Source organism: Sandaracinobacteroides saxicola, assembly GCF_014117445.1.
Classification (GTDB): domain Bacteria; phylum Pseudomonadota; class Alphaproteobacteria; order Sphingomonadales; family Sphingomonadaceae; genus Sandaracinobacteroides_A; species Sandaracinobacteroides_A saxicola.
In genome coordinates this window covers 696,846-708,951 of record NZ_CP059851.1, presented here as the reverse complement: position 1 = coordinate 708,951, position 12,106 = coordinate 696,846, and the positions used below count along the sequence as shown (strand labels likewise).

Sequence of the window (12,106 nt, the reverse complement as noted above, 5' to 3'; positions counted from 1 at the left end):
GCGGTCACCCCCGGTTGCGGACGCACTGGCCGGCCAGCGCGATGGCGGCGATCATCGCGCGCGGATTGGCCTTGCCCTGCCCGGCGATGTTGAACGCGGTGCCATGATCGGGCGCGGTGCGGATGATCGGCAGGCCCAGGCTGACGTTGACGCCCTCGTCGAAATACAGGGTTTTCAGCGGGATCAGCGCCTGGTCATGATACATGCAGATGGCGGCGTCATAGGTTTCGCGCACCCCGGCGTGGAACATCGTGTCAGGTGCCAATGGCCCCCAGGCATTGATCCCCTCGGCCATCAGCGTCGCGATGGCGGGCGCGATCACCTCGATTTCCTCCCGGCCGATGGCGCCGCCCTCACCGGCATGCGGGTTCAATCCGGCAACCGCCAGCCGCGGCTCCGCGATGCCGAAATCGCGCTGCAGGCCGCGCACCGTCGCCCGCGCGCGCGAGACGATCAGTTCCACCGTCAGGGCTGTCGGCACGTCGGCTAGGGCGCGGTGGATGGTCACGGGCACGGTGCGCAATCCGGGCCCGGCCAGCATCATCGCCACATTGCCGTCCGCCACGCCGCAGCGTTCCGCGATGAATTCCGTTTGCCCGGGATGCACAAAGCCGATGGCGTAGAGCTGTGCCTTGGCAACGGGGCCGGTCACCAGCGCGGCGGCGGCGCCGCTGCGGGCCAGCCCGACCGCCAGTTCCACCGAATCGAGCGCGCAGCGGGCGCCGGCCAGGTTGGGTTCCCCGGGAACGATATCGCCGGGATCGTCCACCTGCAGCAGCGGCAGGGCTGCGGCGAACATGTCCGTGGCGTCGGCGGGATGGGCGATGCTCTCCACCGGCACATTGCTGACCGCCGACAGGCTGCGGCGATCGCCGATGGCGAAGAAGGGCGGCAGGCCATAGGCCTCCCGCAACGCCCAGGCCTTGGCGACGATTTCAGGCCCAACCCCCGCCGGATCGCCCAGGGAAACGGCGAGCGCCCCGCTCATCGCGCCGTCACTGATAGTCAATGATCGCGTCGCGCCGAAGATCGCGCAAATAGCGCCGCGCCGCCATGCTGACCCGTTCCTCGTTCATCTGTCCATAAACCTCATCGAAACTGGGAAGTTTCGATGCCGTCTGCGAATCGTCGCGGCCGCACAGCACCAGCACGCGCAGGCCATCCCGCTGCGAACCGAACGGCGGCGTCGCGCCACCGACGGGCAGGGTCTTCAGGATTTCCTGCAACGGCGGCGGCAGGTCGCGGATGCGGAGCTGGTCGTTGGCAGTGACGCTCGCCCCGATGTCCTTCGCGACCGCTTCGGCCCGGCCGCAGCCGCCCATCGACTGGGTCTTGGCCTGGATATCCGTCACCATCGCCCGCGCCTCGGCCTCGCTGGTGTCGGGCTTCAGCGGGATGGACAGCTGCTTCAACGACAGCATCGCGTCCAGCGGGTCCGCCGACAGCACCTGCCGCTGGTCAATGAGCGCGACGATGGTGACGCCGCCCTTGACGATGGCGGGGTCGGAAACCGCGCCCCGCGCCAGGTTCGGCACGATCGCCGCCAGCTCCGGCGACAGCTGTTCCGCGCGCACCCAGCCCAGGTCGCCGCCGACCGGCGCGGTCGAGCTTTCGGAAAATTGCCGGGCATAGGCCACAAAGCTGGCGCCGCCACGGATCTGCTGCACGATGCGGCCGGCATCGGCCAGCACCGCGGCCTGGGTTTCCGGGGTCGCCGACAGGAAGATTTCGCCGACGCGATACTCCTGCTTGCCCTTCGCCGACTCCAGCCGCTTGATGACGCCCTGGACCTCGTCGTCGCCCACATTGATGAACGGCTCCACCCGCTTCCGCAACAGGCGCGACCAGGCGATTTCGCCGCGAATCTGCTGCCTGATCGATTGCGGGCTCGATCCGCCGGCGCGCAGGAAGGCCTCGAACGCCTCCATCGACTGGCGGAAATTGGCGGCGACGCGGTTGTAGGCGTTGTTCACCTCGGCGTCGGACACCTTGACGTCATGCGTCGCCGCTTCCTGGATCTGCAATTTCTCGTCGATCAGGTTGCGCATCACCTGCAGGCGAAGCCGCTCCCGCTCCTCGGCGTCCACCTTGCCCTGGTTGGCGATCAGCACCAGGTTCAACCGCTGCTCGATGTCGGTATCGGTGATGATATCGCCATTGACGATGGCGGTCGCCTTGCGCACGTTGGGATCGATCGTGCCCAGCACCCGCAGTTCCGGCAGCTGCATGATCGAATTGCGCGGCGAACTCAGCGCCGCCACCTCCTGCGCACCCGCGGTGGCGGAGACCAGGGCCAGTAAGGCCGCGCCAACCCATTTCACTGTCATCGTCCTGTCATGCCCTTGCTATCGGCGCCGCTCTATCGCAGCGGCCGCCCAATCGCCATCCCCTATTCATGCGTGCCTGAACGCGGGGTGAGCACGGCCGGAAGAAAAACGAATGAAAAGGTGGGCGCCGACGGGGTCAGCCGCGGGCCTCATCGCGCAGCAATTGCCGGGCGAACGGCAGGCACTGCCCACACTGCGGCCGGCAACCGAGCGCGCGATACGCCTCACGCTCGCAGCGAATGCCGGACCGGCCGACCTCCCGCACCTGGCGTTCGCGCAGCGCATTGCATGAACAGACGATCAAACGGCCCTCCAGCGATTCGTTGCTGCGATTGATACGCAACAACGATCCCAGATGCAAGCGCCTCGCAAAAACAGCAATTATGCTGGCACCGGCCCTGCCGCTTCGCTAGGATGGCTGGGCTGGTTCAATCGAAGGGTCGGTTGAAAGCGTCACTGCTGCTCGCCCAAGCTCCCGTCATGCTCGTGTTCGGCACCCGTCCCGAAGCGATCAAGCTGGCCCCGGTCGTCACCGCCTTGCGATCCCGCGCCATTCCCACCCTGATCGTCGCCACCGGCCAGCATCCGCATCTCGCGCCAGCGATGCTGCAACAGGCCGGCCTGCAGGCCGATATCGACCTTGGCCTGCATCGCCCCGGCATCACCCCGCCGGACCTGGTCGGCGCCCTGGTCGCGCACCTGCCAACGCTGTTCCGGCAACACGCGCCCCGGCTGACCCTGGTGCAGGGCGATACCACCTCGGCCTTCGGCGCCGCGCTCGCGGCGACCTATGCGCAACTGCCCCTGGCGCATGTGGAGGCCGGCCTGCGCGCCGGGCACCCGACCGACCCCTTTCCCGAGGAAATGCATCGCCGCCTGATCGCGCCGCTCGCCTGCCTGCACTTCGCGCCCACCGCCTCGGCGGCTGCCGCGCTCAGGGCCGAAGGCATTCCCGCCGGTCGGATCCATGTCACCGGCAACAGCGGCATCGATGCCGTGCTCGCCACCTCGGCGATGCTTGCCGGGCAGGCCGCCCTTGCCGCCGACCTCCGCGCCCGCTTTCCGCTGCTCGCCACACCGGGTCCGCCCTGGCTGCTGGCCACCGTCCACCGCCGCGAGAATCAGGGCGAACGCCTGTCATCGATTCTCGCCGCCTTCGCCGCCCTTGCCCGCGGCGGCGGCGCCCGGCTGATCGTGCCCGTCCATCCCACCCCAGCGGTGCAACAGCGGACGACGGCGCTTCTCGGCCATGTCCCCGGCATCCTGCTGTGCGCGCCGCAGGACCATGCCGCGCTTGTCTGGCTCATCGGCCAGACCGCGCTGGTGCTGACCGACAGCGGCGGCCTGCAGGAGGAAGCGCCGGCGCTGGGCCGTCGCGTGCTGATCCTGCGGGAAGCGACCGAGCGGCCGGAAGGGGTGGACATGGGCGCCGCGCAGCTGGTCGGAACCGATACCCACGCCATCATCCGCGCGGTGCACGCCGCCCTCGCGCTGCCCCCGCTCGACCCCTGTTTCCCTTATGGCGACGGCCGGGCCAGCCACCGCATCGCCGCCGTCATCGAGCGCTGGCTGCACCGCGCTCAGCCGACGCGGGCGCCCAGACCGGTCATCAACGGCAGGAAATCGGGAAAGCTGGTGGCGATGGGCGCGGCATCGTCGACGATGACCGGCTGATCCGCGCGCAGCCCCAGCACCGCGAAACTCATGGCAATCCGATGGTCCAGCATCGAGGCGACCGTCGCGCCGCCCGGCACCGGCGCGCCATCCCGCCCCGTCACGATCAGCCCGTCCGGCACTTCCTCGCATTCAACCCCGCAGGCGCGCAGGCCCGCCGCCATCGTCGCGATCCGGTCGCTCTCCTTGACGCGCAGCTCCTCGATGCCGCGCATCACCGTACGGCCGCTCGCCAGCGCGGCCGCCACGAACAGGATCGGATATTCGTCGATCATGCTGGGCGCCACCTCCGGCGGCACCTCGATGCCGATCAGGGGACCCGCCCGCACCCGCAGGTCCGCCACCGGCTCGCCGCCCACCAGGCGGGAATTCTCGCGCGCAATGTCCGCCCCCATCATCGCCAGTACGCGATACAGGCCGTCGCGCGTCGGATTGAGGCCGACCCCCTCGATCAGCACCTCGCTGCCCGGGACGATCAGCGCGGCCACCGCGGGAAACGCCGCCGAGGACGGATCGCCGGGCACGACGATATCCCGCGGCCGCAGTTCCGCGCCCCCGCGAACCGTGATGGCGCTGCCGCCCGGCACCGGCTCCACCGTCACCTCGGCGCCGAATCCCGCCAGCATGCGCTCGCTGTGGTCGCGCGTCGGCGTGCGTTCGATGACCGTGGTGGCCCCGGGCGCGTTCAGCCCGGCCAGCAGCACCGCGGACTTCACCTGCGCCGACGCCACCGGCAGGTCATGGACGATCGGAATCGCCGGGCACAGGCCGCGCTGCATCAACGGCAGCCGCCCGCCCGGCGAGGCGCTGATGTCCGCCCCCATCCGCCGCAACGGATCGATCACGCGCTGCATCGGCCGCCGGCTGAGCGAGGCATCGCCCACGAAGGTCACGGTCAGCGCATGCGAGGCGAACAGCCCCATCAGCAGGCGGGTCGAGGTGCCGCTGTTGCCCATGTCCAGCGCGTTCAGCGGTTGCAGCAGCCCGCCGACGCCAACACCATCGATCAGCCAGTCGCCATCGGCCTGCCGGTCAATCCCCGCACCGCAGGCGCGGAGCGCCGCCGCCGTCGCCAGCACATCCTCCCCTTCCAGCAGGCCGGACACCCGGCTGGTGCCGACCGCCAGCGCGGACAGCATCAGCGCGCGATGCGAAATGCTCTTGTCGCCGGGCACGCGGACATGCCCGCTCAACGGACCGTCCGCGGCAAGCGTCAGGGGGCGGGGGGCGGCGTGCATGGGCGCAAGGCTTTGACAGCGGGTGCGGCCTATGGCAAGGCGCGCCCTCTTTCCGGCGGGCAGGGCCCGGCCGGTCCACGCATGTCTGGAGCGAAACCTTGGTCAAGGCGGAATGGGGCAGCAAGCGCAACTGCCCGAAATGTGGCACCCGATTCTATGATCTGACGGTGGCCGATCCGGTCACCTGCATCAATTGCGGCCATGCCTGGGTGCCCGAACCCATCCTGAAATCGAAGCAGACGCTGCCGTTCGAGGCGGCGAAGCCCGAGGCCGTGGCCGCCGAAGGCGCCGACCTGTCGACCGACGATCTGGACCTCGATGCCGACAACGAGGAACCCTCGGACGAGCATGCCGTGGACATCGGCGGGGACGACGACCTGTCCGAGGTGGTCAGCGACAACGACGACGAGGAGCGTTAATCGCCTCTGCCCGAGGCCAGGATGGCGCGCGCCAGCGCGCCCGCCTGGGCATAGCTCATGACATGCACCGGCTCCGGTGCGTCATAGCCTTTCAGCGGCAGGTCGATGCTGTCCGGGATCGACCCCGCCGGCAGGCGCGGGTGGATGAGGCCGATCATGTCAGCGGCGATCAGCACATCGGCGCCCAGCGCCTTCGCCCCGCCTTCCAGCCGGAAAGCCTTGTTCACCGTATCGCCCATCGCGGTGAAGTCGGCGGTGCCGGCGCTGCCCATGTTGCCGGTGGCGGCATAACCGGCGTTCAGCGCCATGCGCATGCGGATCGGCTCCCCCAGCGCATGCCGAACCACCAGGTCGCGTGACAGCAGCAGGAACTCCGCGAAAATCCGCAGCAACAGTGCCAGGTGCATCGGTTCTAGCACCGGCTCGCGGTGGCGCCACACCGCCATCACCGCATCGCCGATATATTTCTTCGCCCAGCAGCCATTGCCGTCCAGCACCTCGCCCGAGGTGCGGAACAGGTCGCTCACCAACCCGCCGATGCGCGTCTCGCCGATGCGCCGCGACAGGCCGGTGAAATCGCAGATATCCACCACCATCACCGTCACCAGGTCGCGCGAGACCAGGAACTGGGTATGTTCGGAGGCGGAGTCGTCGCGCTTTCCGACTTCCAGGGCGGACTGCCGGAAGCAGAACTGCTGCCCGCCGATCTCCACCAGGTCGCCGTCCCTCAGCCGCTCGCCGCCGGTCAGCACCCGGCCGTTCAGCAGCGTGCCGTTACTGCTGCGGGCATCGAACAGGTGGAAATGGCCCACGCCATCACCTTGGATCGTGGCATGGTGGCGCGACGCCGCATGGGTTTTCAGCACGACATCATTGTCGGCATGGCGACCGATCCGGAACAGGCGTCCGGCGGTCAGCGGAAAACTGCAATCGGCACCCTCGATCGTCGCTTCGATACGGGCCGAGACCTCCATGCCATGTCCCCGAAAGCCGCAACACGGCCGAACCGGACAACCATAGAAGAACAGCATTTAACAGTCATCAGGCCTTTTTCCGACAGCACGGCGCGGCTGGCACCGGTGCGCATTTCGCAGAATCCGGCTTGATTCGGGTGTCGATCCCGCGTAACCGGCGCCTCCCGCCCCCAGGCGGTTTGTTGGTTCGGGGCCTTAGCTCAGCTGGGAGAGCGCTACAATGGCATTGTAGAGGTCAGCGGTTCGATCCCGCTAGGCTCCACCACCGCCAAGCAGGCTTGGCGGTGGAAGAAAATTGCGAAGCGATTTTCTGAAGCGCCAAGACTCTGCGCAGTGCGCGGCCGGCGTGCGCTTTTGCGGCGAAGCCACAAAAGCGACACGCCCGACGAGCGGGCTTTGCCCGCAATTTCTTTCTTCACTTCCCCCGGCAGACTCGTCGGCCTTGCCGACGGCTGCATGCGCGCGCCTACCGCGCCGTCCACCCCCCATCCACCAGCAGGCTGGTCCCCGTCACCATCCCCGCGGCGTCGGACAGCAGATAGGCCACCGCCGCCGCCACATCCTCCGGCTTGCCGATCCGGCCCAGCGGGATCATCTCGGTCACGAACGCCCGGAACGCCGGGTCCGCCAGCATCGGCGCCGTCAGCGGCGTTTCGATGAAGGTCGGCGCCACGCTGTTCACCCGGATGCCGTTCGGGGCCAGCTCCACCGCCATCGCCTTCGTCAACCCCTCCAGGCCATGCTTCGTCATGCAATAGACGGTGCGCCCGGGCGACCCGACATGCCCCATCTGGCTGGTGATGTTGACGATCGCGCCGCCGCGCCCGTGCCGCAGCATCGATCGCACCGCCGCCTGCGCCACCAGATAGGCCGCGCGCAGGTTCAACCCCATTACCCGGTCCAGCACATCGTCCGGCACGTCGGCCATCGGCATTGGCGCATTGGTCCCGGCGTTATTCACCAGCAGGTCCACCTCCATCGCCGCCAGCGCCGCATGGAACCCCGCATCCGCCGCATCCGCCACCCAAGGGCGGATATTGGCGGAGTCCGCCGCCAGCGCTGCCAGCTCCTCCGCCCCGCGCGCCACGGCGTGCACCGTCGCGCCACAGTGCGCCAGCAATCGCACGATCGCCGCCCCCAGCCCGCGCGAGGCGCCGGTGACGACCGCGACCCGGCCCTGGAGATCGACGGAAAAATGGCGCGTTGCATCCGCAGTCATCCGCGGTTATCCTTTCCCACAGGAGGTTCCCATGGCCCGATATCTGAAGACCGGAATAGACGATAGTGCCGCCGCCGCGGTGGACGCCAATGTGCGTGCCACCGTCGAAACGATCCTTGACGACATCGCCGCGCGGGGTGACGCCGCCGTCCGGGACCTCTCCATCCGCTTCGACAAGTGGGACCGCGAGGATTATCGCCTCAGCCCGTCGGAAATCCAGGCCTGCCTCGACCAGCTGACGAAGCAGGACATCCACGACATCGAGTTCGCCCAAACGCAGGTGCGCAATTTCGCGCGGTTCCAGCGTGATTCGATGAAGGATGTCGAGGTTGAAACGCTGCCCGGCGTCATCCTTGGCCACAAGCACCTGCCCGTGAACGCCGCCGGCTGTTATGTCCCCGGCGGCAAATATCCGCTGCTCGCCAGCGCCCACATGTCGGTGATCACGGCAAAGGTGGCCGGCGTCCCCCGCGTCGTCACCTGCGCGCCGCCCTTCATGGGCAAGCCCGCGCCGGCCATCGTCGCCGCGCAGGCGCTGGCGGGTGCCGACGAGATCTGGTGCCTGGGCGGCATCCAGGCGGTCGGTGCCATGGCCATCGGCACACAGTCCATGGCTCCGGTCGACATGCTGGTCGGCCCCGGCAACGCCTTCGTCGCCGAAGCCAAGCGCCAGCTGTTCGGCCGCGTCGGCATCGACCTGTTCGCCGGCCCCACCGAAACCCTGGTCATCGCGGACGAGATCGGCGCCGACGGCGAACTCTGCGCCACCGACCTCTTGGGCCAGGCCGAACATGGCCCCGATTCGCCCGCCATCCTGCTCACCACCTCCGAAGCGCTCGCGCGGGACACGATGCGGGAGATCGACCGCCTGCTCACCATCCTTCCCACCGCCGACATCGCGCGCCGCGCCTGGGACGTCTATGGCCAGGTGATCGTGGCGGAGGACGATGCCGAAATGGTGCGCATTGCGGACGCCATCGCATCGGAGCATGTTCAGGTCATGACCCGCGACCCGGATTATTTCCTGGCCAACATGACCAATTACGGCGCGCTCTTCCTGGGCGCGCGCACCAATGTCAGCTATGGCGACAAGGTGATCGGCACCAACCACACGCTGCCCACCAAGAAGGCGGCGCGCTACACCGGCGGGCTGTGGGTGGGCAAGTTCATCAAGACCTGCACCTACCAGAAGGTGCTGACCGACGAAGCCTCGACGCTGGTGGGTGAATATTGCAGCCGTCTGTGCGCGCTCGAAGGCTTCGCCGGCCATGGCGAGCAGGCCAACATCCGCGTCCGCCGCTTCGGTGGCCGCAACATCCCCTACGCCGGCCGCGCCGAAGCGGCATGAGCGCCAAACCCCCCGCCGGCAGCAGCGTCACCAGCTATGACGTCGCCCGCCGGGCGGGGGTTTCGCAATCCGCCGTCAGCCGCGCCTTCCGCCCCGGCGCCAGCGTCGCGCCGGACACGCGCGACCGCATCATGGCGGCGGCTCGCGCCCTCGGCTATGCGCCCAACGCCATCGCCTCGGGCCTGATCACCAAACGCTCCCACCTTGCCGCGATCATCATCTCCAACCTCACCAACCTCTATTATCCCGAGGTGCTCGCCGAGCTGACCCAGCGCCTGTCGGCGCGCGGCATGCGCGTGCTGCTGTTCACGCTCGCCGCCGAATCGGACGTGGACGACATGCTCGACCAGGTCTGGCGCTACCGGGTCGATGGCGCCATCGTCGCCGCCCGCCTGTCGGACGCGCAGCTGGCGCAGTTCGCCGACCGCGGCGTGCCGGTCGTGCTCTACAACCGCATCGGCGATGCCGCCCCCGTCGCCAGCGTCTGCTTCGATTCGGGCAGTGGCGCCCGTGCCCTCGTCGATGGCCTGGTCGCCGCCGGCCACCGCGATTTCGCCATCATCGGCGGCCCCGCCGACAGCTATGTCGGGGAGGAACGCGTCCGCGCTGCGGCCGCCCGCCTCGGCCATCACGGCTTCGATGCCCGCCTCGAACGCGGCACCTTCGATCATGCCAGCGGCGCGCTTGCCTTCCGCACCCTGGCCGCCACCGGCCTGCCCGATGCCGTCATCGCCGCCAACGACGTGATGGCGATCGGCGCCATCGATTCGGCGCGCCGCGATTTCGGCCTTGCCGTGCCCGGTGACTTGTCTGTCGTCGGCTTCGACGGCGTCGGCCCCGCCACCTGGCACGCCTATCAGGTCACCACCGTCCGCCAGCCCGTCCGCCGCATGACCGACGCCGCGGTTGCCATGCTGATGGAACGCATCGAAACCCCGGGGCAAACCCCGGAACAACGCCTCTTCGCCGGCGAGATCCTCACCGGCGCCTCCGCCCGCCTGAAAGTGACCGCATGACCCGGATCCTCACCACCCATGTCGGCAGCCTGCCGCGCAGCGCCGCCGTCACCGACCTGATCTTCGCCCAGGAACGCGGCGACGCGCTGGACAAGGCGCAGTTCGATGCCGTCATCGCTGCCGCGGTGGACGATGCCGTCGCCCGCCAGGTCGCCGCCGGCATCGACCTCGTCTCCGACGGCGAAATGGGCAAGATTTCCTACGCCACCTACATCAAGGACCGCATCACCGGCTTCGACGGCGACAGCCCCCGCACCCCGCCCGCCGACCTGGAGGCCTTCCCCAGCTTCCTCGAACGCCAGGCGAAGGGCGGCGGCACCCCCAGCTACCGCCGCCCGCGCTGCGTCGGCCCGGTCGAACCGCTCACCCTCGCCCCGCTCCACGACGACCTCGCCCACCTCGCCGCGGCGATGGCACGCCACAAACCCCACGGCGCCTTCATGAACAGCGCGTCGCCCGGCGTCATCGCCCTCTTTCAGCCCAACGACCATTATCCGACGCAGGATGCCTATCTCGAAGCCCTCGCCGAGGCGATGCGCCCCGAATATGAAGCGATCGTTGCCGCCGGCCTGCTGCTGCAACTCGACAGCCCCGATCTCGGCCTCGGCCGCCACATGATGTACAAGGACCGCTCGGACGCGGACTATCTCACCCTCATCGGCCACCACGTCGATGTCCTGAACCACGCGCTGCGCAACGTCCCCGCCGACCGTGTCCGCATGCACGTCTGCTGGGGCAATTACGAAGGCCCCCACCATTGCGACGTCGAAATGGGCGTCATCCTGCCCACGCTGATGCGCGCCAAACCGGCCGGGCTGCTGTTCGAAACCAGCAACCCCCGCCACCAGCATGACTGGAACTATTTCGTCGAACAGGCCGCGATCATCCCCGACGACAAGATCCTGATCCCCGGCGTCATCGACAGCACCACCAACTTCATCGAACATCCCCGCGTCGTCGCCGAGCGCATCGAACGCTTCGCCCACATCGTCGGCCGCGACCGCGTCATCGCCGGCACCGACTGCGGCTTCTCCACCTTCGCCGGCTTCGGCGCGGTCGATCCCGCGATCGTCTGGGCCAAGCTGAAAACGCTGGCCGACGGCGCCGAAATCGCCTCCGCCCGCCTGTGGAAAGCGGCCGCGTGAACCCCGCCTTCAAGGCGCAGGTCCGCGGCGGCGCGCTCACCGTCGGCACCTGGCTGAAAACGCCGCATCCGACCGTCGCCGAGGTGCTCGCCCTTTCCCCGCTCGACTGCCTCGTGCTCGATGCCGAGCACGCCCCCTTCGGCCGCGCCGAGCTCGACGCCTGCGTCCGCGCCGCCGGCGCCAAACCCGTCCTCATCCGCCCCGAAAGCGCCGCCCCCGCGCACCTGCTCCAGGCGCTCGACTACGGCGCCGCCGGCGTCATCGTCCCCCACGTCCGCAGCGCCGCGGAAGCACGCGCCATCGTCCGCGCCTGCCATTTCGGCCCCGGCGGGCGTGGTTATGCCGGCACCACCCGCAGCGCCGGCTTCGGCACCCGCGCCATGGCCACGAACCGCGCCGACGCCGCCCACGTCACCGTCATCGCGCAGATCGAGGATGCCGAGGCGCTCGACGAGATCGAGGCCATCGCGCGCGTCGACGGCCTCGACGCGCTCTTCATCGGTCGCGCCGACCTCACCATCAGCCTCGACGCCGCCTCGCCGGACGACCCGCGTGTCGTCGCCGCCGTCGAGGCCATCCTTGCCGCCGGCCGCGCCGCCGGCAAGGCCATCGGCATGTTCCTGCCTCGCCCCGGCGATGCCGCGCTGTGGCGCGGCAAGGGCGCCAGCCTGTTCCTGCTGGCGAGCGACCATGATTTCCTCCTGGCCGGCGCGAAGGCCCTGGCGGCCGGCGTCCGCGCCTGACCG

General features: G+C 69.0%; 13 protein-coding genes and 1 tRNA gene. 8 read left to right on the top strand and 6 right to left on the bottom strand.

Annotated features, from left to right (window positions below; all coding sequences use genetic code 11):
• Positions 1 to 4: 4 nt before the first annotated feature.
• From pdxA to H3309_RS03535, 3 genes are all read right to left on the bottom strand, one after another.
• Positions 5 to 988: a 4-hydroxythreonine-4-phosphate dehydrogenase PdxA gene (pdxA, locus tag H3309_RS03545; protein WP_182297405.1), complete on the bottom strand. Its 984-nt coding sequence runs from the start codon at positions 986 to 988 to the stop codon at positions 5 to 7.
• Positions 989 to 995: 7 nt separating this feature from the next.
• On the bottom strand, positions 996 to 2,327 hold the full coding sequence (locus tag H3309_RS03540; protein ID WP_182297404.1) for a peptidylprolyl isomerase: 1,332 nt from the start codon (positions 2,325 to 2,327) through the stop codon (positions 996 to 998).
• Positions 2,328 to 2,463: 136 nt separating this feature from the next.
• Complete coding sequence (locus H3309_RS03535; protein WP_398399518.1) at positions 2,464 to 2,670, bottom strand: bacterioferritin-associated ferredoxin; 207 nt, start codon at positions 2,668 to 2,670, stop codon at positions 2,464 to 2,466.
• Positions 2,671 to 2,807: 137 nt separating this feature from the next.
• Here H3309_RS03535 and wecB point away from each other — a divergent pair, with 137 nt between their 5' ends.
• Positions 2,808 to 4,001 (top strand): non-hydrolyzing UDP-N-acetylglucosamine 2-epimerase, encoded by a 1,194-nt coding sequence (gene wecB / locus H3309_RS03530; RefSeq protein ID WP_207791555.1) that lies wholly within the window; start codon positions 2,808 to 2,810, stop codon positions 3,999 to 4,001.
• Here the strand turns inward: wecB and aroA are convergent.
• Complete coding sequence (aroA, locus tag H3309_RS03525) at positions 3,908 to 5,239, bottom strand: 3-phosphoshikimate 1-carboxyvinyltransferase (protein ID WP_182297402.1); 1,332 nt, start codon at positions 5,237 to 5,239, stop codon at positions 3,908 to 3,910. The two genes, wecB and aroA, sit on opposite strands and share 94 nt — an antisense overlap.
• A 98-nt stretch (positions 5,240 to 5,337) precedes the next feature.
• Here aroA and H3309_RS03520 point away from each other — a divergent pair, with 98 nt between their 5' ends.
• Complete coding sequence (locus H3309_RS03520; protein ID WP_182297401.1) at positions 5,338 to 5,658, top strand: FYDLN acid domain-containing protein; 321 nt, start codon at positions 5,338 to 5,340, stop codon at positions 5,656 to 5,658.
• Here the strand turns inward: H3309_RS03520 and H3309_RS03515 are convergent.
• Positions 5,655 to 6,524, bottom strand: a complete 870-nt coding sequence (locus H3309_RS03515) for an adenylate/guanylate cyclase domain-containing protein (protein ID WP_243453898.1) — start codon at positions 6,522 to 6,524, stop codon at positions 5,655 to 5,657. The two genes, H3309_RS03520 and H3309_RS03515, sit on opposite strands and share 4 nt — an antisense overlap.
• On the opposite strand from H3309_RS03515, the gene H3309_RS17115 reads away from it, so the two are divergent.
• On the top strand, positions 6,462 to 6,764 hold the full coding sequence (locus tag H3309_RS17115; RefSeq protein WP_243453955.1) for a hypothetical protein: 303 nt from the start codon (positions 6,462 to 6,464) through the stop codon (positions 6,762 to 6,764). The genes H3309_RS03515 and H3309_RS17115 overlap by 63 nt on opposite strands.
• Before the next feature lie 57 nt (positions 6,765 to 6,821).
• A tRNA-Ala gene (locus H3309_RS03510) sits at positions 6,822 to 6,897 on the top strand.
• Between the two features lie 201 nt (positions 6,898 to 7,098).
• On the opposite strand, the gene H3309_RS03505 is transcribed toward H3309_RS03510, so the two are convergent.
• Positions 7,099 to 7,851 carry an SDR family NAD(P)-dependent oxidoreductase gene (locus H3309_RS03505; protein WP_182297399.1) on the bottom strand — a complete coding sequence of 251 codons (753 nt, stop codon included), beginning with the start codon at positions 7,849 to 7,851 and terminating at the stop codon, positions 7,099 to 7,101.
• 31 nt (positions 7,852 to 7,882) lie between these two features.
• On the opposite strand from H3309_RS03505, the gene hisD reads away from it, so the two are divergent.
• The 4 genes from hisD to H3309_RS03485 are packed head-to-tail and all read left to right on the top strand — an operon-like array spanning position 7,883 to position 12,103.
• On the top strand, positions 7,883 to 9,199 hold the full coding sequence (gene hisD, locus H3309_RS03500; RefSeq protein ID WP_182297398.1) for a histidinol dehydrogenase: 1,317 nt from the start codon (positions 7,883 to 7,885) through the stop codon (positions 9,197 to 9,199).
• Positions 9,196 to 10,215: a LacI family DNA-binding transcriptional regulator gene (locus tag H3309_RS03495; RefSeq protein WP_182297397.1), complete on the top strand. Its 1,020-nt coding sequence runs from the start codon at positions 9,196 to 9,198 to the stop codon at positions 10,213 to 10,215. Before hisD ends, H3309_RS03495 begins: the two co-directional genes overlap by 4 nt.
• Complete coding sequence (locus H3309_RS03490; protein WP_182297396.1) at positions 10,212 to 11,360, top strand: cobalamin-independent methionine synthase II family protein; 1,149 nt, start codon at positions 10,212 to 10,214, stop codon at positions 11,358 to 11,360. The genes H3309_RS03495 and H3309_RS03490 overlap by 4 nt, the downstream gene beginning before the upstream one ends.
• The gene (locus tag H3309_RS03485) at positions 11,357 to 12,103 is read left to right on the top strand and encodes an HpcH/HpaI aldolase family protein (protein WP_182297395.1); all 747 of its coding nucleotides are present in this window, start codon (positions 11,357 to 11,359) and stop codon (positions 12,101 to 12,103) included. The genes H3309_RS03490 and H3309_RS03485 overlap by 4 nt, the downstream gene beginning before the upstream one ends.
• The last annotated feature ends 3 nt before the right edge of the window (positions 12,104 to 12,106 follow it).

What these genes read in the sequence shown, in the direction of transcription:
- H3309_RS03505 (WP_182297399.1), bottom strand. Translation starts at nt 7,851, where the DNA reads ATGACTGCGGATGCAACGCGCCATTTTTCCGTCGATCTCCAGGGCCGG.
- pdxA (WP_182297405.1), bottom strand. Translation starts at nt 988, where the DNA reads ATGAGCGGGGCGCTCGCCGTTTCCCTGGGCGATCCGGCGGGGGTTGGG.
- aroA (WP_182297402.1), bottom strand. Translation starts at nt 5,239, where the DNA reads ATGCACGCCGCCCCCCGCCCCCTGACGCTTGCCGCGGACGGTCCGTTG.
- H3309_RS03540 (WP_182297404.1), bottom strand. Translation starts at nt 2,327, where the DNA reads ATGACAGTGAAATGGGTTGGCGCGGCCTTACTGGCCCTGGTCTCCGCC.
- hisD (WP_182297398.1), top strand. Translation starts at nt 7,883, where the DNA reads ATGGCCCGATATCTGAAGACCGGAATAGACGATAGTGCCGCCGCCGCG.
- H3309_RS03490 (WP_182297396.1), top strand. Translation starts at nt 10,212, where the DNA reads ATGACCCGGATCCTCACCACCCATGTCGGCAGCCTGCCGCGCAGCGCC.
- H3309_RS17115 (WP_243453955.1), top strand. Translation starts at nt 6,462, where the DNA reads ATGGCCCACGCCATCACCTTGGATCGTGGCATGGTGGCGCGACGCCGC.
- H3309_RS03495 (WP_182297397.1), top strand. Translation starts at nt 9,196, where the DNA reads ATGAGCGCCAAACCCCCCGCCGGCAGCAGCGTCACCAGCTATGACGTC.
- wecB (WP_207791555.1), top strand. Translation starts at nt 2,808, where the DNA reads ATGCTCGTGTTCGGCACCCGTCCCGAAGCGATCAAGCTGGCCCCGGTC.